The 19,616-nt window shown below is 64.9% G+C and carries 16 protein-coding genes and 1 pseudogene; 8 read left to right on the top strand and 9 right to left on the bottom strand.

Annotated features, from left to right (window positions below; translation table 11 throughout):
- Positions 1-39: 39 nt before the first annotated feature.
- Both FJ471_RS01170 and FJ471_RS01165 read left to right on the top strand, forming a co-directional pair.
- A complete protein-coding gene (locus tag FJ471_RS01170; RefSeq protein ID WP_140801352.1) occupies positions 40-942 on the top strand; it encodes a LysR family transcriptional regulator in 903 nt (300 codons plus the stop codon).
- A 151-nt stretch (positions 943-1,093) separates the two neighbouring features.
- On the top strand, positions 1,094-2,800 hold the full coding sequence (locus tag FJ471_RS01165) for a GMC family oxidoreductase N-terminal domain-containing protein (RefSeq protein WP_140801351.1): 1,707 nt from the start codon (positions 1,094-1,096) through the stop codon (positions 2,798-2,800).
- Between the two features lie 46 nt (positions 2,801-2,846).
- Here FJ471_RS01165 and FJ471_RS01160 read toward each other — a convergent pair whose 3' ends face one another.
- From FJ471_RS01160 to FJ471_RS01140, 5 genes are all read right to left on the bottom strand, one after another.
- Positions 2,847-3,548 carry an ABC transporter ATP-binding protein gene (locus tag FJ471_RS01160; RefSeq protein ID WP_210241990.1) on the bottom strand — a complete coding sequence of 234 codons (702 nt, stop codon included), beginning with the start codon at positions 3,546-3,548 and terminating at the stop codon, positions 2,847-2,849.
- Positions 3,548-4,396, bottom strand: coding sequence for an ABC transporter ATP-binding protein (locus FJ471_RS01155; protein ID WP_140801349.1), 849 nt, complete (start codon positions 4,394-4,396; stop codon positions 3,548-3,550). The genes FJ471_RS01160 and FJ471_RS01155 overlap by 1 nt, the downstream gene beginning before the upstream one ends.
- Positions 4,393-6,108 carry a branched-chain amino acid ABC transporter permease gene (locus FJ471_RS01150; protein ID WP_140801348.1) on the bottom strand — a complete coding sequence of 572 codons (1,716 nt, stop codon included), beginning with the start codon at positions 6,106-6,108 and terminating at the stop codon, positions 4,393-4,395. The genes FJ471_RS01155 and FJ471_RS01150 overlap by 4 nt, the downstream gene beginning before the upstream one ends.
- Positions 6,105-7,196 carry a branched-chain amino acid ABC transporter permease gene (locus FJ471_RS01145; RefSeq protein ID WP_140801347.1) on the bottom strand — a complete coding sequence of 364 codons (1,092 nt, stop codon included), beginning with the start codon at positions 7,194-7,196 and terminating at the stop codon, positions 6,105-6,107. The genes FJ471_RS01150 and FJ471_RS01145 overlap by 4 nt, the downstream gene beginning before the upstream one ends.
- Positions 7,197-7,274: 78 nt before the next feature.
- Positions 7,275-8,501, bottom strand: coding sequence for a branched-chain amino acid ABC transporter substrate-binding protein (locus FJ471_RS01140; protein ID WP_181179065.1), 1,227 nt, complete (start codon positions 8,499-8,501; stop codon positions 7,275-7,277).
- Positions 8,502-8,824: 323 nt separating this feature from the next.
- Here FJ471_RS01140 and FJ471_RS01135 point away from each other — a divergent pair, with 323 nt between their 5' ends.
- Complete coding sequence (locus tag FJ471_RS01135) at positions 8,825-9,433, top strand: cupin domain-containing protein (protein WP_140801345.1); 609 nt, start codon at positions 8,825-8,827, stop codon at positions 9,431-9,433.
- A gap of 18 nt (positions 9,434-9,451) precedes the next feature.
- Here FJ471_RS01135 and FJ471_RS01130 read toward each other — a convergent pair whose 3' ends face one another.
- Genes FJ471_RS01130 through FJ471_RS01120 form a run of 3 tightly spaced genes read right to left on the bottom strand, consistent with a single transcriptional unit; the run spans position 9,452 to position 13,113 of the window.
- Positions 9,452-10,408, bottom strand: coding sequence for an NAD(P)-binding domain-containing protein (locus tag FJ471_RS01130; RefSeq protein WP_181179063.1), 957 nt, complete (start codon positions 10,406-10,408; stop codon positions 9,452-9,454).
- 4 nt (positions 10,409-10,412) lie between these two features.
- Positions 10,413-11,690 (bottom strand): FAD-binding oxidoreductase, encoded by a 1,278-nt coding sequence (locus FJ471_RS01125; protein ID WP_181179061.1) that lies wholly within the window; start codon positions 11,688-11,690, stop codon positions 10,413-10,415.
- A complete protein-coding gene (locus FJ471_RS01120; RefSeq protein ID WP_140801342.1) occupies positions 11,680-13,113 on the bottom strand; it encodes an NAD-dependent succinate-semialdehyde dehydrogenase in 1,434 nt (477 codons plus the stop codon). Before FJ471_RS01120 ends, FJ471_RS01125 begins: the two co-directional genes overlap by 11 nt.
- Positions 13,114-13,231: 118 nt before the next feature.
- On the opposite strand from FJ471_RS01120, the gene FJ471_RS01115 reads away from it, so the two are divergent.
- Positions 13,232-13,969 (top strand): aspartate/glutamate racemase family protein, encoded by a 738-nt coding sequence (locus FJ471_RS01115; protein ID WP_140801341.1) that lies wholly within the window; start codon positions 13,232-13,234, stop codon positions 13,967-13,969.
- Positions 13,969-14,484 (top strand): Lrp/AsnC family transcriptional regulator, encoded by a 516-nt coding sequence (locus FJ471_RS01110; RefSeq protein ID WP_140801340.1) that lies wholly within the window; start codon positions 13,969-13,971, stop codon positions 14,482-14,484. The genes FJ471_RS01115 and FJ471_RS01110 overlap by 1 nt, the downstream gene beginning before the upstream one ends.
- Here FJ471_RS01110 and FJ471_RS01105 read toward each other — a convergent pair whose 3' ends face one another.
- Positions 14,485-16,251: a thiamine pyrophosphate-binding protein gene (locus tag FJ471_RS01105; protein WP_140801339.1), complete on the bottom strand. Its 1,767-nt coding sequence runs from the start codon at positions 16,249-16,251 to the stop codon at positions 14,485-14,487.
- Between the two features lie 251 nt (positions 16,252-16,502).
- On the opposite strand from FJ471_RS01105, the gene FJ471_RS01100 reads away from it, so the two are divergent.
- The 3 genes and pseudogenes from FJ471_RS01100 to FJ471_RS01090 all read left to right on the top strand — a co-directional run.
- Positions 16,503-18,005: a sugar ABC transporter ATP-binding protein gene (locus FJ471_RS01100; protein WP_140801338.1), complete on the top strand. Its 1,503-nt coding sequence runs from the start codon at positions 16,503-16,505 to the stop codon at positions 18,003-18,005.
- On the top strand, positions 18,002-19,006 hold the full coding sequence (locus FJ471_RS01095; protein ID WP_224670453.1) for an ABC transporter permease: 1,005 nt from the start codon (positions 18,002-18,004) through the stop codon (positions 19,004-19,006). The genes FJ471_RS01100 and FJ471_RS01095 overlap by 4 nt, the downstream gene beginning before the upstream one ends.
- Positions 19,007-19,010: 4 nt before the next feature.
- A pseudogene (locus FJ471_RS01090) lies at positions 19,011-19,616 on the top strand (ABC transporter permease); the annotation flags it as partial.

Genomic DNA, 19,616 nt, shown 5'->3' with positions numbered 1-19,616 from the left:
TGTTTTTGATAAATTCGACTGGGTTGATGCGAGATACGCATGACACTGAGCAGAAAGCTGATACCGGACCTGGTCGCGGTCCAGGCCTTCGAATGCGCGGCGAGGCACGCGAGCTTCACGCGCGCCGGGCGTGAGCTCAATCTGACGCAGAGCGCGGTCAGCCGGCAGGTCAAGGAGCTCGAGCGTTTCCTTGGAACCCTGCTGTTCGAGCGGATCCGGCAGCGCGTGGTGCTTTCCGAAGACGGTCGGCGCTTCCTGCCGGAAGCGCGCAAGCTCTTGCAGCAGACCGAGGAGACGATGCTGCGCGCGATGTCGTCGGCGGATGCCGCGTCGAGCCTGAGCATCGCCACCTTGCCGACATTCGGCAGCCGCTGGCTGAGCCCCCGCTTGCCCGATTTCTTGCGCCGCCACCCGGGCGTGATCCTCAATGTGGGATCGCGCTCGACGCCGTTCGACTTCGAGGACGAAAACTTCGACATGGCGATCCACTATGGCCAGCCGGTCTGGGCGCGCGGCACATGCACTTATCTGTGCAGCGAGTCGATCCTGCCGGTGGCAAGCGGCGCGCTGGCGAAGGAAGCGGGCGATATGGCTCCCGCGGACCTGCTCGAAAAGCCCCTGCTCCACTTGGCGACCCGCCCAAAGCTGTGGTCGCGATGGTTCGAACATGTCGGCCTGCCGACCGAAAGGGCCTGCAGGGGACACCGGTTCGATCAGTTCTCGATGATCATCGAAGCCACCATCGCCGGCATGGGATATGCGCTCCTGCCTCGTTACCTGATCGATCGGGAACTCGCTTCCGGCAAGCTTGCCGTGATGGTCGACAAGCCGATCACGACCGAAAACAGCTATTACGCCGTCGTGCCGGAATCGGGCCGGACGAACGAGCTTGCGCAGCGCTTCACCGCCTGGCTGATAGGACAAGTAGCAGGCACGGCATGATGCGGCGGTGGCAAGCCGACCTGCCGGTTGCACTACGCGACGACCCGCCAGCACCCGTTCCTCCGCCACGACCGTCCTCCAACGCCTTCTAAATCGGTGGATCGCCGATCGCGCCATTGACGTTCTCCTATAGTGGAATTATGGAGATCGCATGCTTTTCGATCATGTGATTGTGGGTGGCGGCTCCGCGGGTTGCGTGCTTGCCAACAGGTTGTCCGCGGACCCCAGGCGCAGCGTCTGCCTTGTCGAAGCGGGGCCGGACACGCCGCCGGAAGCCGTTCCGGACGCGATCTATTCCGACGCCTTCCTGCCGGACTATTTCCAGCCATATCGCTACTGGACCGGCCTCGAAGCCTATACCGGCGCGCTCGGCAACAAGTCCCAGGCGCAGGTCAAGGCCGACATGAAACCCCGGCGCTACGAACAGGCCCGCGTGATGGGCGGCGGCTCGTCGGTCAACGGCCAGGTGCTCATCCGCGGTCTCGCCGCGGACTACGACGAATGGCAGGAGCTTGGCGCTTCCGGCTGGTCCTGGAACGATTGCCTGCCTCTCTTCAAGCGGATCGAGCGCGACCTGGATTTCGCCACGCCGCTGAGCGGCACGCAGGGACGCATCCCGATCCGCCGGACATTCCCGGAGCATTGGAGCCCGTTCGCGCTGGCCTTTCGCGACGCTGTCGGAAAAGTCGGCATCCCCTATCTCGACGACAGCCACCAGCAGACCGGGGACGCCTGTTTCCCCTTCGGCCGCAACAACGCCTACAATCATCGCGTCTCCGCGGCCGCCGGCTATCTCGATGAATCGACCCGCCGCCGCCCCAATCTCCGGATTCTCGCTGGTTCCACCGTCCGCTCGCTGACATTCGAAGGACGCAGGGCAACCGGCGTCAATGTCGTCATCAAGGGACAGGAACAGTGGATCGAGGCCGGAGAAATCATTCTCTCGGCCGGCGCGTTGCACACACCTGCCCTGCTGATGCGTGCCGGAATTGGCCGCGCGGAGCATCTTGGCGAGGTGAACGTTCCGGTTCTATGCGATCGCCGCGGCGTTGGCGAAAACCTGCTCGACCACCCGCTGATTGGCTTCGGCGTCCACCTTCGCGACCATGGCCGGCTCTCGCCCGCCGCGCGAAACGGCTTCCTGATGCATATGCGCTGGAGCTCCGGCCATCCGGATTGCGCGCCGGTCGACATGAAGCTGACCGTGTCCGGGCGCTTCGCGGCAACCCGCCTTGGCCAGCGACTGGCCACGGTCAATTTCGGCCCCAACAAGGCTTACTCGAAAGGCATTGTCCGGCTCAACGCCGCGTCGCCGGAAGCCGAGCCGTTCGTCGCCTTCAATTACCTGTCTGATGAACGGGACCTTGCGCGGTTCAAGTCGACCGCCAGGCGGGTCGCCGGTTTCCTGTCCACGGATCCGGTGAGCGGCTTCGTCAGCGGCTTCTGGCCAGGCATCTATGCCGAGTCGCTGCGCAATCTCTCAGCGCCGACACCCTGGAACAGGCTCGTCACCAACGTCGCCGCGAGCCTGCTCGATCTCGGCGGCCCGGCACGGCGCATGGTGCTCGGCGCGGCCGTCGACCAGCGCTTTCCGCTGGAGCGCACGCTTGCCGACGATGCGACGATGGAGGCGTGGATCCGCGCCGGCGTGCAGGGCGACTGGCACCCCTGCGGCACCTGCAGGATCGGCGCCCCGGACGACCCCTACGCCGTCGTCGATCCGAAAGGCCTGGTCTATGGCGTCGAGCGGCTGCGCGTCGCGGACGCCTCGATCATGCCCTCCATACCGAGCGCGAACATCAATCTGACCACGATGATGATCGGCGAGAAGATCGCGGACAGCATCTTAGGCGCATAGGTATGCCGGCCACGGCGGCGATCTTCGCGCCCAGGCCGGATACGGTTCAACCGAGATAGATCGAGACCACGCGCTCGTCGACGGCCAGTTCCGCACCCGGCCCCTCGAGCACGATCTCGCCATGCTCCATGACATAGGCGTGGTGGGCGATTTCCAATGCCATGAGCGCGTTCTGCTCGACCAGGAGGACTGTCGTGCCGGCCGCGTTGATGGCCTGGATCGTGTCGAACACCTGCTCCACCACCAGGGGCGCGAGGCCCATCGACGGCTCGTCCATGAGCAGCACCCTTGGCCGCGCCATCAGCCCGCGCGCTGTTGCCACCATCTGCTGCTCGCCACCCGAGAGCGTGCCCGCGACCTGACGGCGCCGCTCCTTCAGCCTGGGGAACAATTCGAACATGTGGTCGCGGTCTTCCGCGATCGCCGCATGATCGGTTCTCGAAAATGCGCCCATCAGCAGATTTTCCTCGACCGAGAGGCGTCCGAAAATCCGCCGCCCTTCCGGCACCTGGACGATGCCGCGGCGCGTGATCTCGTGCGGCTTGAGCGCCGCCGACGATTGCCCGTCTATCCTTATGCTGCCGTTCTTGATCGGGATCAGCCCGCTGATGGCGTTGAGCGTGGAGCTCTTGCCGGCGCCGTTGGCCCCCACCAGCGCGACGATGCCGCCATCCACGATCTTGATCGAAACGCCGCGCACGGCTTCGATGTTGCCATAGGCAAGCGACATGTTCTCGATTTCGAGGATCATGGATGGCCTTCCTTCGCGGCGGAAGCCAGCGCGTGCTCGATGCCGCTCGCCACGCGCTTGGCGCCACGACTGCCGCCCGATCCGAGATAGGCTTTGATGACGTCGGGGTTGCGTTGGACGTCGACGGGAACTCCGTCCGCGATCTTGACGCCATGATCCAGCACGACGACCTGGTCGGACAGTTCCATCACCATCTTGATCTGATGCTCGATCAGAAGAATGGTGATGCCGAGCTCGTCGCGCAGCCTTCGGATGAAGACGGCCATTTCGGAGGTCTCGCTCGGGTTCATGCCGGCAACAGGTTCGTCGAGCATGAGCAGGCGCGGGCGCGTCGCGAGCGCGCGCGCGATTTCGAGGCGCCGCTGCTCACCATAGGAGAGATGGTCGGCGACCATGTCGCCCTTGCCCTTGAGGCCGACGAATTCGAGCAGTCGATCGGCCTCGATGGCGGCCTCGCGCTCCGCTTCGCGATTGGATCTGAGGTTGAGCAGCGAGCCCCACCAGCTCGAATGCTTGAGGTGCAGATGCATGCCGACGAGCACGTTGTCGCGCGCCGTCATGTTCCGGAACAGCCGGATCGTCTGATAGGTGCGGGAAATGCCGGTGGCCACCACCATGTCGGGCAACATGCCGTCGATGCGCGTGCCAGCGAAATACACTTCTCCCGAGCTTGGCGAGATCATCTGGGTCAGGCAATTGAAAACGGTCGTCTTGCCCGCTCCGTTCGGCCCGATGATGCTGCAGATCGCCCCTTCCCGAACCTCGAGGTCGAGCGCGTTTATGGCCACCAGCCCGCCGAAGCGCTTGCCCATGCGCACGGCGCGAAGAACAGCGTTTTGCGTCATGGCCGTGCCGCCTGAGCGCTCCGGGCGCCTGTCGCGGGGACTACTATCCTGCGCCGCCGGCGACCTGCCGGCCACAGGCCTTCAGGCATCAGCCGCATGGTGAGGATCAGCGCCAGTCCGTAGAACAGGTAGCGGAATTCGCCGAATTCGCGCAGCGCTTCCGGCAGGCCGATGAGGACCAGCGCGCCCAGGACGACGCCGGACAGGCTGCCCAGCCCGCCCACGACGATCAGCGCCAGCACGTTGATCGACATCAGCAACTGGAAGCTCGAAGGAAACACCGAATTCACCATCACCGCGAAGATGGAGCCGGCCAACCCCGCGAACGCCGCGCCGAAGGCATAGGCGAGCAGCTTGCTCTGCACGAGGTTTATGCCCATCGCCTGCGCGACATCCTCGTCCTCGCGCAGCGCGATCCAGGCCCGGCCGAGCCGCGATCGTTCCAGCCGCCAGGCGCAGTAGGCGGCGAAAATGGCCGCGGCGAGCGTCAAGTAGAACAGCGACACCGCGCTGCCGAACTGGAAGCCGCCGATCTGCGGCTTCGGTATCTGCAGGATGCCCTGGGCGCCGCCGAGTATGGGTGCGGCCGCATCGGACTGAACCACGATCCGCACGATCTCGCCGAGCCCCAGCGTGGCGACCGCGAGGTAGTCGCCCTTGACCCCGAGCACCGGGATGCCGAACAGGATGCCCATCAGCACGGCGCCGAGAACCGCGAGCGGCATTGCCGCCCAGAACGGGAAGCTGGGCACTGCCGTGTAGTGCGCGAGCGCAAGCGGGCTGTCCGCCGTCAAGATGGCGGTGATGTAGGCGCCGGTCGCGAAGAAGGCGACGAAGCCCAGGTCGAGCAGGCCGGCAAGGCCGAGCTCCAGGTTGAGGCCCATGCCCATCAGCACATAGAGCCCGATCAGCAGGAAGACCTGCGCGATGTAGGGACCGCCGGCGATCGGAACCAGGAGCAGCAGCAGCAACACCAGCAGTGCAGGCGCGGATCGACGCCATGGATGACTGCCGGCGGAGCCGGCAAAACCGCCGGGCCTGCGAACCAGAAACGGCAGGGCAGCGAAGGCCAGCGCGATCGCGAAGATCGTCAGCCCTCCCCTGGCGGTCAATCCGTCCCAGCCATAGAACCACGGGGCGAACCAGCGAAACAGGGCGTTGCTTTGCAGGATGACCTGGATGAACTCCTGGAACATGCCGCACAAAAGCACGGCGAGCGCGGCGGGGAAGATCAGGCGCCGGACCTTGTGCGGCAGGCGTTGATAGAGTGCGCCGGCCGAAGCCGCGACCACCGAGCCGGCGACCAGCAGGCCGGCACCCGAAATGCCCGGTTGTCCGAAGGTCAGCAGCCGCGCCAGCGGCGGCGTGAGCGCGATGAAGATCGAGCGCAGATTGATGCTGAGGATCAGGCTGGCGAACCCGGCCGCCAGAAGGCCGGCAACGAGGCCGGCGAGCGGAGCAGTCCAGAAGACCGGGCTGCGATCTTTCGCGGATGTTCGCTGGCTGAGCAGTCCGACCAGAAAAGCGATCGCCAGCAGCGCGGTTTGCGCGAGCGTCAGGACATTGGCGACGACGGGGCGGGCGTTCATCATCGCCAGCAGCCCGACGCTCCCCAGATAGATCGCGATCAGCGCCGCGCCGGCTCCGGTCACGATGCCGCGCCGCAAGTGGCGGCTCAGCCGCCCGTCGAGATCGTCCTGCTGCACGCTCATGCCCGCTTCTTCGCCATGGCTTCACCGAACAGTCCTTGCGGCCTGAAGATGAGGACCATCAAAAGCACCAGGAAGCCAATGGCGTCACGCAGTTGATAGGGTGCCGTTATGCCGAGCCCATCAAGGAACAATGCCGGCCCGACGGCCTCGATCAGACCGAGGAACATTCCGCCGACCATAGCGCCCGGTATGCTGCCGATGCCGCCGAGAACGGCGGCGCCGAACGCCTTGATGCCCGGCGCGAAGCCCATGAAGAAATGGACCTGCTGGTAGATCAGCGCATAGCAGACGCTGGCGACACCTGCCATCGCACCGCCGAGCGCGAACGCGAAGACCACGACGCGGTCGACATCGACACCCATCAGGGAAGCGGCGGCCTTGTCTTCGGAGACGGCCCGCATCGCCATTCCCATGCGGGTGCGATGAACGATGAGATAGAGGATCACCATGGCAGAGATCGCGCAGCCCATGACGAAGAGGTTGATGACCGGGATCCGCATGCCCAGCGGGGTGACGACGGCATCCTGCCAGGGGGTGACCGGATAGGACTTGACGCCGGAGCCGAACATGCCGCGCACGGTCTGTTCCAGCACGAACGACACGCCGATGGCGCAGATCAACGGCGCCTGGCCGGGACTGTTGCGAAACGGCCGATAGGCGAACCGCTCGGTGGCCAGCGCCACCGCGATGCATGTGACCATTGCGATCGTGAAGATGGCGAGGATCGCCAGGATCGGATGCGCCGCCAACAGCCCGCTTCGCGATGCGCCGGTGGCGACGAAATAGCCCGCGAACGCTCCCGTCATGGTGATGTCGCCATGCGCGAAATTGATCATCCTGAGCACGCCGTAGACCATGGTGTAGCCAAGCGCGATCAAGGCATAGACGCTTCCCAGCGTCAGCCCGAACATGGCGAAGTCGAACCACTGGGCGAGCGAGTAGCGCCCTTCGAGCAGCGTGGCCACGGTGCCGAACAGCGCGATGGCAGCCACCGCGCAGCGCAGCACCCACATGAAGATGTCAATGCCGTTGATGCGCTTGCGGGCGCTCGCTCCCGGCGCCGCCGTGATAAGGCTTGTCTCGCTCATTCACTGTCCGATGCAACTGCCCTCGTGGCGCGGCACGCCGATCGACTGGCGTACCGCGATGAGCAAGTCCAATCAATTTCAGGGGTAGATTTTCTTCGGGTTCGTACCGATCGCGAAGCTCGAGCGATCCGCGCTCTGGTATTGGTAGATGCCCGGCTTGAAGGCTGAGCACTGGCCGTCGGCGGTGCAGGAGATATCGCCGCTCATGCCGCTGAACTTGATCGTGAAGAGCGCGTCGTGAAGCGCCTTCTTGTCGACGACCACGGTGCCGTCGGCCTCGGTCTTGGCCGACTTCTCCAGCGCCATCCTGAGCAGCGTCAGCGCGTCATAAGCGTTGGCGACGAAACCCGATGTCGGCGCTTCGCCATACTCGTCCTGGTAGTTCTGCAGGAGCTTGGGATAATCCTTGCCCTGGGCCTCGGGCGTGACGTCCGGGAACGCGCCGTAGAAGCCGATGACCGCGTCGCCCGCGGCATCCATGATGTCAGGCGACATCGTGCCGCCGCCGCCGATGAAGGCGACCTTCTCGAGCCCGGGGGTCTGCTTGGCCTGTTTCAAGATCTGCGCGGTCGCGGGAACGAAGATCGGCACATACACCGCGTCGGGCTTCTCGGTGGCGATGCGCGCCAGCAAGGGGCGCATGTCGACATCCGTCGGCGCGACCGCTTCCTGGGACGCGATCTTGCCGCCTAATCCGGTGAAGGTCTTGGCCATCTCCGCGGTAAGCTGCTGCGTATAGGGGCTGCCGTCATGAATGGTGACAACGGTCTTGGCCTTCAATCCATCATGGATCCATTTGGCATCGGCCGGCCCCTGGTCGGCGTCGCTGAACACGGTCCGCAGGAAACCCTTGTAGTCGGCCTTGCGGTCCGGCGCGGTAAGGGACGGCGCCGTCGCGGAGGTGCCGATGCTGACCAGGCCGGCGTTCCACAGGATCGGCGCGGCGGCCGTCGCCTCGCTGGAGCAGGACGGGCCGATCACGCCGACGACCGCCGGATTGGAGGCGAGCTTGGTCGCTGCCGTCTGGCCGCCTTCGGCGCTGCACTGACTGTCTTCGGCAAGCAGGCGGACCGGATGGTTGAGGATCGTGCCGTTCAGGTCCTTGATGGCCAGTTCGACGCCCCGCTTCTGGTCGTTGCCGAGAGCGGCATCGCCTCCGGACAGGACCCAGTAGCCGCCGATCACGATCGGCGCGCCCGGCTCGATCCGGACTTCGCTGGACTGGGAAAAGGCAGCGCCGGCAAGCGCCAGATAGGCCACAGCCCCTGCAAACGCACGCTTGCAGATACGTTTCGACACAGTCATTCCAACCATCTCCGTTGTTTAGGCGCGCGAAATCGATGCGATTCCAGATTTTATTCTCGAAACAGCATGAGTACGCGCCAATTTCTCCGCATGTGCGCAACTAATACAGCGCAATCAGTAAATCGATATTCGATTCATCTGGATTGCACTTCAATTTTGTTGTACAGATTCTGGAGAGCTTCCCCTTTTTATCTATGGAAAGATGATATTCCACGATAGGAGAAACGTCAACAGGCGTCCCGACGATGTGTGCGAAGGGTCGTGACGATTCGTCAAACTGCCGCTAAATTGTCGCTATCTCCTCTTCCCCAGACCGAGGCCTGATGCCGCCAGCCCGCACCGCCGAAATTGAAACCAACCCCACTTCGAAGCCATCCATGCTTCTCGCCAAGCGCATAAAGGCGCTGCGGGACGAACGGGGATGGACGCTGGACGTGACCAGCGAGCACACCGGTCTTTCGCGCTCGGCTCTCTCCAAGATCGAGCGGCAGCAGATGTCGCCGACCTACAACGCCCTCAACAAGCTCGCGCAGGGCTTTGGCATCGGCATGATGCAGTTGATGGAAGGTCGGACCCCCGAAAAATCTGAGGACGTTAAGCTCACCCGCAGCGACGAAGGATCGATGCATTCGACATCGCTTTACCTGCTGCGGTTCCTGGACGCAGGCCTATATGCCAACTCGCCCTTGATCGTGACGGAGTTCACCATCGAGGCGACGGACATTTCCCAGTTCGAGCAATGGGATCGCCACGACGATGAAAACTTTGTCTATGTCCTGGAGGGAACGGCCCTCTTCCACAGGGAAGGCAGCGACGAGCCGCTGAAGATCGGCAAGGGCGACAGCATCTGCTTCGATGCGCGCATCGGCCACGCCTTCACCAGCCCGACGGGCAAGCCTGCCCGCGCGTTGTCCGTGACCATCAGAATGTGAGCGGTCTCGGCAACAGGATCAAAGCGGCAGCCTGCGTCCGATTCCCATGGTCGTGGCCCTGTCCACCACAAGGCGCGCGACTGCCACGTCGGCAAGGCCGGAGCCGGCGAAGATAAGAGCCCTTCGGCCCGCCAGGGGTTGATCGGTCCTGGCTTGCGAGAGCAGATCGGCAAGATCCTTCTCCAGCACCCGGTCGGTATTGTAGCCGCGGCCCGGCGGTACCTGGTCGCGGTCGTCCGTGGCCAGCAGTTCTATCTCGCCGAACGATCGACGTTGCCAGCTGTAGCCCAAATCCACCATTGAAACGAACGCGTCGCGTTTGAGCCACGACGCATCAAGGAAACCGTCGTTCAGGGTTCTGTGCGGCACGCTGCTGATGACGATGTCGGCGTCCTCGATCGCCGCCCTCGGCGCTTCCATCACCTCGGCGTCATATCCCATCGCGCGGGCCTCGTTCACGAACGCTTCGGCGGTTTCCCTGCGGCGGCCATAGGCAAGAACACGCGCCAGGGGAAATGCCGCGCCGAATGCCTGGAGATGGCTTCTTGCCTGTTGGCCGCAGGCAATGAAGGCGATGCTTCGCGCGTTCGGATCGGCGAGTCGGGTGGCGCCGGCCGCCGAGATCGCCGCGGTCCGCATCTCGGAAATCCAGGTGCCATCGATGAACGCCACCGGCAGCCCCGTCTGTGCCTCGTTCAGGATGATCATCGGCCAGAAATCACGCTGGCCATGCCCGGCATTGGCGGCAAAATAGCCGTACCATTTCAGGCCGGAAAAACCCGACAAATATCCGCCCTTGCCGTCGAAATATCCGCCGTTCGCCTCGAAGGACATCGGCTTGGCGGTCCGCGCTCCCTGCGCCGCCTTGGCCTTGAAGGCATCGCTGACCGCGGCCAGCAGATCCGAAGGCCCGATCTCGCAGCGCAGCACATCGTCGCGCGACAGATAAAGCAGTTCCCCGTTGCGGCTCATCATCGACTCACTGTTTCGCGGCGGATTGAGAGAAGCGTCTGACATCGAAGCCCGCAATCGGGATCGTCTGGCGTTCCTTGCAGATGAGTCGCGCGACAATGTCACCCGTCACCGGCCCGGTCGAAAAGCCGATATGACCGTGGCCGAAGGCCAAGACGACACGGTCGTGGTTGGGCGCGAGCCCTATCACCGGCAGGCTGTCGGGCGTGGACGGGCGATTGCCCGACCAGACCGGGCCTGCGGCTTCGCCAAGCGGCAAGGTTCTGGCTGCCTCCATGGCAGCAAGATCGAGCTGACGCGGTCGGGGCGGGTCGTCGGGCCGGCAAAGCTCGACGCCCGTCAGCAGCCGCACCTCGCCATTCATCGGCGCCACGACGAAGCCGGCGCTCGTGTCGTTGATGGCGCGGCCAAGGCTCGCGCCCTCCCGCAGCCGGTAATGCGCGTGATAGCCGCGCTCGGAGGCCAGCGGAATCCGATACCCAAGCTCCCGCAGCAGACCGCCGCTCCAGGCGCCGGCGCTCACCACCGCATGGCCGGCATGGACGACGCCGTCGCGCGTTCGAACATCGACGCCCGTCGCAGTCTGGCGCAGGCCGGTCGCGCTGCCCTTCAGGAATTTGCCGCCGCGCGCGCGAAACGCGGCCGTGAAGCGGCGCACGACTTCGCCCGGACTTTGGACCGAGCCCGTCTGCGTGAACAGCAGCCCATGCGCGTAGCGGCGCGCCAGAAACGGTTCGAGCTCATAGATCGCCTCGCCGCTGAGAAGCTCCGTCTCGACCCCATGCTCGCCCAGAATTTCGCGCTCCAGAGCAATACCAGCCAGATTTGTGTCCGAGCGGTAGAGCCGAAGCCATCCGTCGCGATGGATGAGCGGGATCGTCCCGGCGATCTCCCCCAACGCGATGTGACGCGCGAAGGCCGCCTCGACGAGCGGATTGAGAATGGCGGCGCTGTCGCGCTGCGCTTGTTGGTTGGCGGCGCGCAGGAAGCGACGCAGCCACGGCCACAGTGCCGGCAAGGATGAATAGCGCAGCCTGACGGCTGGGTCCGCGTTGCGCGCATATCGAAAAAAATTGTTCCAGATGCCAGGTCCGGCCACCGGCAGAATTGACCCGCGGCTGAGCACTCCGGCATTGCCGTAGGAGGCACGGCGATACTCGTCGTCCGGATCGATGACGATGACCAGCCGCCCGCGCGACTGCAGTTCCAGGGCGGCCGACAGGCCGACAATGCCGCCGCCGATGACGGCGACGTCGTGCATCTGCTGCGTGGGATCAGGCGACATGCACGAACTTCTTGACCAGGTAAGGTTCGAGCCCTTCGCTGCCGCCCTCATGGCCATGGCCGCTTTCCTTGATGCCGCCGAAAGGCGTTTCGGGAAAGCTGACCGTGAAGGTGTTGACGCCTACGAGTCCGGCCTGCAGGCCGTCGATCATGCGCCGTTGCCGCTTCGCGCTGTCGGAGAACACGAAGGACGACAGGCCCACATTGATGTCGTTGGCGCGCTGCAGCGCCTCAGCCTCCTTTTCGAAAGGCGCGACGAGCGCCAGCGGACCGAAGGGTTCCGTGCGATAGGCATCCGCCTCGGGGTCGAGGTCGTGGAAGATGGTCGGCTGAAAGAAATTGCCGACATTGCCAAGGCGAGCGCCGCCGATCACGCCGCCGCCGCGCCGCTGCGCATCGGCGGTGAAGCGCTCCATCGCCACCACCCGGCGATCGTTGGCGAGCGGGCCCATCTGCACGCCGTCCTTGCGTCCATCCCCAACGACGATCGCCCTCGCATAGTCGGCAAAGGCCTCGAGGAAGGCATCGTAGACGCCGCGCTGCACGTAGAACCGGGTCGCGCCGTTGCAGACCTGGCCGGCGTTGCGGAATTTCCCCGCGGCAGCCATTGCCGCGACCTGCGCTGCATCGACATCGTCGAGGACGATGACGGGCGCATGGCCGCCGAGCTCCATGGTGCTGCGTTTGCCGTGGGTTGCTGCCAAGGCCGCGAGCGACTGTCCCACCGGCACCGAGCCCGTGAACGAGATCTTGCGGATTTCCGGCGAGCGGATGAGGCCTTCCGATATCTCGGCGGGATTGCCGTAGAGGACGCTGACGACGCCTTCGGGCAACCCGGCCTCGAGCAGGCATTCGACCGCGATCAATGTGGCGCCGGGCGTTTCCTCCGCGGGCTTGATCACGATGCTGCATCCGGCCGCCAGGGCGGGCGCGATCTTGCGGATGGAGTTGATGAGCGGAAAATTCCAGGGCGCGAAGGCCGCTACCGGTCCGACCGGCTCGATCTCCACGAGTTGGCGATTACCGGGAAAGCGCGAGGGAATGATCCGGCCATAGGACCGGCGCGCCTCATCGGCAAACCATTCGAGCGTTTCGGCGGAGGCGTCGGTCTCGCCGCGCGATTCGGCAAGCGGTTTGCCCTGCTCCGTGGTGATGGTCCAGGCCAGTTGCTCGCGCCGCGCGCGCAGGGCCGCCGCCGCGGCGCGCAGGATCGACTGCCGCTGATGGCTGGAGGTCTTGCGCCACTGCTCGAAGGCGCGGCCGGCCGTTTCGGCGGCTGCACGGATGTCGTCGGCCGTCGCGATCGGCAGCGCGCCGATCGTCTCGCCGGTCGCCGGATCCACCACCAGCCTTCTATGCCGCTCCGCCGCCCCGATGCGCGACTTTCCGATGATCAGCGTGATCTCGCGATATGCGTGGGCCATCGATACTCCGGAGATTGTCGTTGCGGATGACATTGCAGTTGATTCCACTATAATGGATTTATATGGAAGAGGCGAGCGCCGTCGACCGACGAAATGACGGACGAATGGGAGAACTGAATTGGCGATCTATCGCGTGCGCGGCGACGCGCAGAGTTACGGGCACGAAATAGGCATCCTGCTGATCGCCTGTTCGAACCCCTTCCCGCCCGGAGATGTCGGCAACGCATCGAGCTACCGCTATCCCGTGCTTTACGAGACGATACGCTCGGTCACGATCGACAGCCTGATCAACGAGGGCGACCGCTCGATGGCGCGGGACGTGATCGCGGCCGCGCTCAGGCTGCAGGATATGGGGGTGAAGGCGATCACCAGCGACTGCGGCTACATGCTCCATTTCCAGGACGAGGTGGCGACCGCGCTGAAGGTTCCGGTCATGCTGTCGAGCCTGCTGCAACTGCCGCTGATCGCCGCCACGCTGGCACCTCGCGCATCGATCGGCATCATCTGCGCCAACTCCAGCCGGCTCACCCAGCCGCTTCTGTCGCTTGCCTATCCAAACCCGACGCGCGACGTTCATATTGTGGGCATGGAGGACGCCCCGGCGTTCCGCTCCGCCATCCTTGACGAGGAAGGGACGCTCGACACCGACGCGGTCGAGGCGGAAATCGTCGAGCGTGCGAAGGGCCTTGTCGCCCAGCACCCGGAGGTCGGCGCCATTCTTCTGGAATGCTCCAACCTGCCGCCTTACGCCGCCGCCGTTCAGCGCGCGACAGGGCGGCACGTCTTCGATTTCCTGACCATGATCGACTTTTTCCAGGCCGCGGGCCGCCGGCATGCCTATCGGGGGGGATACTGATGACGCTGGCCCACCGCCAAACCGAGAAGAGCAACGGTTTCAGCGCGAGAAAAAACATCAATCTCGACAGCGTCGATCGCAAGCTGATCGCCCTGCTCGTCGCCAACGCGCGCGAATCCGTCACCGACCTGGCGAAGAAGCTCGGGCTCGGACGCACCACGGTCCACGAACGGTTGGCGAGGCTTGAACGCAATCGGGTCATCGCCGGCTATTCGACGATCCTGTCGCGGAGCCTCGAAGGCAATTCCAACCGGGCGCTGGTCATGCTGAGCATCGTCCAGCGCATGCAGCCAGCGCTGATGGAGCACCTGAAGATGCTTCCGGAAGTGTTGAGCTGCTATACGGTCAGCGGCGAGTTCGACCTGATCCTGCTCGTCGAGGCGCCGCAGATGGACGATGTCGACGCCGTTCTCGACGAGATCATCTGCCTGCCCGGCGTGGAACGCTGCCGCACCTCGATCATCATGGCCACCAACTTTCAGCGCGGCAACGGGCAGGCCATCGCTGTCGGCTGATCAATGGTCCGGCAGGACCGCGCGATCGGCCAGGCGCGGCCCGGCCTCGGGTTTCAGGTCGAGCGGATCGCGGCCCAGGCGGCGCAGCCAGGACATGACCGGCGGCGCGACATCCGCGATCGATTCGACCTCGATATCGATGAATGCCGGACCGTCATGCGCGAAGGCTTCGCCAAGCGCGGCATCGAGCTCGTCCGCCGTTCGCACATGCCACGCGCGCAGCCCGAAGGCGGCGGCGATCGCGGCGGCGTCGAGTTGCTTGAAGTCCACCGAATAGGTGGCGTTGTGGCCATGCAGCCGCTGCAGCGCCTTTATCCAGCCGAAGCATCCGTTGCTGAAATGGATGAGCAGCGCCGGCACATCGAGCCGCACGATCGTTTCGAGCTCGCCCATCGACATGGCGAAGGAACCGTCGCCGAACAGTCCGACCGGGCGGATCTCCGGCCGCGCCAGCCAGGCGCCGACCACGGCGGGCAAGGCATAGCCGAGGCCGCCAAAGGCGCGCGGGATGATGAACGTCGAGTCCGGGTTGGACAGCCGCAGAAGCCGCGTCATGTGCGGGGTCGGCGTGCCCGGGTCCGACAGGATGGAATAAGGCTTCTTCTCCAGATGCGCGTTGAGCGCCTTGACCACGCGTTGCGGCTTGAGCGGCACGCTGTCGCCCGTCAGCTCCGGCTGGACATGCTGCCAGAACGCGCCGCGCCAGGCGTTCAGCTGGTCGATCCAAGCCTGATGCGAGCTGCCACCCGGCGCCTCCAGCGCCAGGAGTGCCGCGAGAACGGCATTCACATCCGCGCAGATGTTGAGCGCATTGTCGGAATTGTTGCCGAGGGCGACCGGATCGATGTCGACCTGGACCAGGAGACGTTCGGCGCGAGGCGTGGGAAAGGTCCAGCCTACCGTGACGACGGAGCCCATCCGGCACCCGAGATAGACTAAGAGGTCGGCGTCTTCGACGGCCCTGTTGGCGTGCGGGTGAAACCCGTTGTCGCCGATCACGCCGATCGCCAGCGGATGGTCGTCGGCGAGCGCGGACTGGCCGGTGATGGTGTTGACGACCGGAACATTGAAGCGCTCGGCGGTCCGGCGCAGCAGCGTTCCGGCGTGACCGCGATTGACCCCGCCCCCCGCGATCAGAAGCGGCTTTTTCGCTTCGCCGATCATGTTGGCGAGGAGGCTTACGTCCTCTAAGCGCGGGCTTGCCGGATAGGCGGGGAAGCGGGTGCAGTTCCGATCGGCATGAAGCGAAACCGTGGTGGGATCGACCTCCGCGCCGAGCACGTCCTCCGGCAACACGAGATGCACGGCGCCGGGCCGGCCGGTGGTGGCGACGCGGAATGCCCGGCGTACATATTCCGGGATCTTGCCGGCCGACTTCACCTGCCAGGAGCCTTTCGTCACCGGCTCGAACAGCTTTGCGCATTCGAGCTCCGTGATGACGCCTTGCGCCTCCATTTTGAGAGGTGTGTCGCTTGTGATGAGGATCATCGGCAGCGACGAGAAATTCGCTTCTGCAACCGCCGGCAGCGCATACATGGCGCCGGCGCCGCTTGGCACCTCCATCACCGCCGGTTTGCCGGAGAGCCGCGAGAAGCAGTCGGCCATGAAACCGCCGGTCCGCTCGTCGCGCACCATCACATGGCGCACCTTGCCTTGAGCCTGCCTGAGCGCATCGTAAAGCGCGACATTGGTGTCGCCCGGCACGCCGAACACCAGGTCGACGTCGTGGGCGATCAGCATTTCCATCAACAGGTCGGCGCCGCGCATCTGAAACAACATCTCCTATGATCGTCCGTCGACCCTAGGCGCAATGATGCTCGGATACTTCCGACACTTTGTCGGTTTGGGGCCCTTTTGCCGTCAATCGGTTGGCAGCTTCGAGGGGTTCCATCCGCGAATGGAAATGGCTGACCCCACCTGAAGTCCAATATGGACCATTTATCCATGATCCCCGACGAACTTGTCGTTTAAGCCTTTCCTGCCGCTCGGAGGCGCGGCGTTGGGAGGTTCCACGAGCTATGCAAGCCGTTCTGACGGTCACGAATCTGCGCAAGTCGTTCGGCGGGGTCCAAGCGCTGAAAGGCATCGACTTCGATCTGCATGCCGGCGAGATCCATGCCCTTTGCGGCGAGAACGGCGCGGGCAAGAGCACGCTGGTGCGCATGATTGCCGGCCTCATGCCGCCGGACGAAGGCGAGATCCGCGTCGACGGACAGTTGCTGCGGCCCGGCGAGCTCACCGATCCGAAGCTCGTTTCCGTCGTCTACCAGGAGCTGTCGATCATTCCGCATCTGTCCGTGCTGGACAATGTGCTTCTGGGCGACCCCGATATTTCCCAGCTCTACATCCGCGCCCGTTACAGGACGCGTGCACGCGAAACCCTCGACCAGCTTGGTCTGTCGGATGTGCCGCTCAACCTCGAGGCCGGCAGGCTCTCGATCGCCGAACAGCAGCTCCTCGAAATCTGCCGCGCCGTGATGCGCGGGGCGCGCGTTCTGATCCTCGACGAACCGACGGCGAGCCTTTCCGACGCCGAAATCCAGCGGGTCTTCGCGACGGTGCGCTGGCTGCGCGCCAAGGGAACGGCCGTGGTCTACATCAGCCATCGCCTGCCGGAGATCTTCGCGCTCACAGATCGTACGACCGTGTTCCGGAACGGACAGCGCATCCTGACCAAACCGACCGCGCAATGGACCAATGACGAACTCGTCGCCGAGATGATCGGCCGCGAGGTGACCTCGGCCCACGCCACGCGCAACAGGGCCAGCGCCACGGCGGCGACGGCGATCGAACTCGCGGGGCTCGGGGTCGCCGGAAAATACCGCCCCGTCGATCTTGCCTTCCGCGCCGGCGAGATCGTCGGCATCATCGGTCAGCTGGGGTCCGGCGCCAACGCGCTGATCGAAACGCTGGCCGGCCTGGAGCGACACTATGCCGGCACGATCAAGGTCGGCGGTTCTGCGGTCGACGTCACCTCGATTGCCGCGGCGAGCCGTGCCGGCATCGCCTATGTCTCGGAAGACCGTGGCGGCAAGAGCCTCTTCCTCGGAGCTCCCATCGAGGTCAACCTCACGGCGGCGATCCTCGACCGCCTCAACCGCTTCGGCGTCCTGACGCTCGCCGATGCGCGCAGAGAGGCGAGCGAGCTTGCCCGCCGGTTCCAGATCGACGTCCGCCGGCTGCCGGCCGCGGCGTCGACGCTTTCGGGCGGCAACCAGCAGAAGGTGGCGATCGCCAAGTCGGTCGCGCTCTCGCCCAGGATCCTGGTGCTGAACGAGCCGACCCGCGGCGTCGATGTCGGCGCCCGGGCCGAGATCTACCGCGAAATCCAGGCGCTTGCCCGCGAGGGACTGGTCGTCCTCTTCTTCTCGACCGACCTGGAGGAAATCCGGGAGCTCTCGCAGCGCGTCATCACCGTCTTCCGCGGCGAGATCGTTCGCGACCTGCCGGTCGAGGAAACGACCATGGATTCCATCCTGGGCGACGTCGTGCGCGGCCCGGCCATCGGGAGGGCGGCATGAGCATCAACGGCAACATAAGGAGCGGAGGCAGGGCCTTGGCCGGATTCGACGCGACGGCGCTCGGCGCCAGCCTGATGCGGCCGGAACGCATCCAGTCCACCGCCGTGTGGGCGGCAACGGTGCTGTTCGCCCTGTGGGCTTCATTCACCATTCCCGGCTTTTCCTCCGGCGCCAACGTGTCCGCGATCATGTACTCCACCTCCGCCGTCGGCATTGCCGCGGTCGGCATGGCGCTGATCACGCTCTCCGGCAATCTCTTCATGCTGTCGATGGGCGCGACCGCTGCCGTCTCCACCATCCTCTTCGCATCCTTCCTGCATTTCGGCCTGCTCGCGAGCGTGGTCCTGGTGGTCCTGATCGGCGGGCTGTTCGGCTTGGCCCAGGGCATCGCCGTCGGTGTGTTCCGCACCAATCCGATCATCACCACGATCGCGATGGCCTCGATCATCACCGGCGCCGGCTCTTTCTATTCCGGCGGCCTGACGGTCGTGGGCCAGGGAGATGCGAGCTGGCTCGGAGTTGGGCGGACCCTCGGCCTGCCCAACCAGATCATACTCTTCCTGCTTGCGGCGATCGTGCTGAGCTTCCTCGTCGAGCGGACCCGCTTCGGGCGGGAGCTCCGCCTGATCGGGCTGAACCCGAAGGCCGCCAGCTTCACCGGCCTTCGCGTCGGCCGCACCCTGGTACTCGCCTATATGCTGGCCGCCATGGCCGCGGCCTTCGCCGGCGCGCTCTATGGCTCGCAGGCGGCGCAGGGCAACCTCAAGCTCGGCGCGGGGCTGGATTTCGACGCGATTGCCGCCGTGCTCGTCGGCGGCGTGGCAATCAAGGGCGGCCAAGGCCGGGTCCTCGACGCGGCGATCGGCGCCGTGTTCCTGGCGATGATCTCCAACATCCTTTTGCTCAAGGGCCTGTCGCTGGAAATCCAGCTCATCGTCAAGGGCCTGGTGGTGATCGGCTCGGTCATCCTCGGCGCGCTGGCGCTCGGCTTCCGGAGGTAACACCATGGCCGCGATCCGCAAGCCCAAGATGATCTCCGGCGCAACACTGCTGCGCCTTGTCCTTCTCGCCGCCCTCGCCGCCGCCTTCGCGATCTGGAATCCGGCATTCATCAGCGGCCGCAATCTCTATGCCCTGATGCAGTCCTTCGCGCTGCTCGGCATGGTCGCGCTCGGCCTGTCCCTGACGATGATTGCCGGCGAGTTCGACCTGAGCGTCGGCTCCATGGTCGCCGTGGGCGGCCTGATCACGCTCGTCATCGGCGCCGGCAATCTCGTCCACGGCATGCTCGCCGCGCTCGCCTTCGCCGTGCTTGTCGGCCTGGTCAATGCGATCGTCGTCAGCCGCTTCAAGGTATCGTCGCTCGTCGTGTCGGTCGGCTCGATGATGGCGCTCTCCGGCTTCGCCTTCTGGCTCGCCGGCGGTAAGGTCATCAGCACCGACAATTTCGACCCCGGCATGGCGCTGGACGATCCGCTGCTCACCGTCCTTTCCTGGCGCAGCCTGGTGACGCTTGCCGCCTTCCTGCTCGTCGGCCTGTTCATGCACTACACGCTGATGGGACGCGACATCCGCGTCGTCGGCAGCAAGCCCCAGGTGGCGGCGGCGCGC

Source organism: Mesorhizobium sp. B2-7-1 (assembly GCF_006440735.1).
Lineage (GTDB): Bacteria > Pseudomonadota > Alphaproteobacteria > Rhizobiales > Rhizobiaceae > Mesorhizobium.
Note: the sequence above shows the minus strand (reverse complement) of the source record. Positions and strands in the feature narration are given on the sequence as shown.

Coding starts and splice junctions, on each gene's coding strand:
- FJ471_RS01120 (WP_140801342.1), bottom strand. CDS start 13,113: ATGGCCCACGCATATCGCGAGATCACGCTGATCATCGGAAAGTCGCGC.
- FJ471_RS01125 (WP_181179061.1), bottom strand. CDS start 11,690: ATGTCGCCTGATCCCACGCAGCAGATGCACGACGTCGCCGTCATCGGC.
- FJ471_RS01140 (WP_181179065.1), bottom strand. CDS start 8,501: ATGACTGTGTCGAAACGTATCTGCAAGCGTGCGTTTGCAGGGGCTGTG.
- FJ471_RS01110 (WP_140801340.1), top strand. CDS start 13,969: ATGACGCTGGCCCACCGCCAAACCGAGAAGAGCAACGGTTTCAGCGCG.
- FJ471_RS01095 (WP_224670453.1), top strand. CDS start 18,002: ATGAGCATCAACGGCAACATAAGGAGCGGAGGCAGGGCCTTGGCCGGA.
- FJ471_RS01135 (WP_140801345.1), top strand. CDS start 8,825: ATGCCGCCAGCCCGCACCGCCGAAATTGAAACCAACCCCACTTCGAAG.
- FJ471_RS01170 (WP_140801352.1), top strand. CDS start 40: ATGACACTGAGCAGAAAGCTGATACCGGACCTGGTCGCGGTCCAGGCC.
- FJ471_RS01100 (WP_140801338.1), top strand. CDS start 16,503: ATGCAAGCCGTTCTGACGGTCACGAATCTGCGCAAGTCGTTCGGCGGG.
- FJ471_RS01155 (WP_140801349.1), bottom strand. CDS start 4,396: ATGACGCAAAACGCTGTTCTTCGCGCCGTGCGCATGGGCAAGCGCTTC.
- FJ471_RS01165 (WP_140801351.1), top strand. CDS start 1,094: ATGCTTTTCGATCATGTGATTGTGGGTGGCGGCTCCGCGGGTTGCGTG.
- FJ471_RS01150 (WP_140801348.1), bottom strand. CDS start 6,108: ATGAGCGTGCAGCAGGACGATCTCGACGGGCGGCTGAGCCGCCACTTG.
- FJ471_RS01130 (WP_181179063.1), bottom strand. CDS start 10,408: ATGATGAGCCGCAACGGGGAACTGCTTTATCTGTCGCGCGACGATGTG.
- FJ471_RS01145 (WP_140801347.1), bottom strand. CDS start 7,196: ATGAGCGAGACAAGCCTTATCACGGCGGCGCCGGGAGCGAGCGCCCGC.
- FJ471_RS01105 (WP_140801339.1), bottom strand. CDS start 16,251: ATGCGCGGCGCCGACCTGTTGATGGAAATGCTGATCGCCCACGACGTC.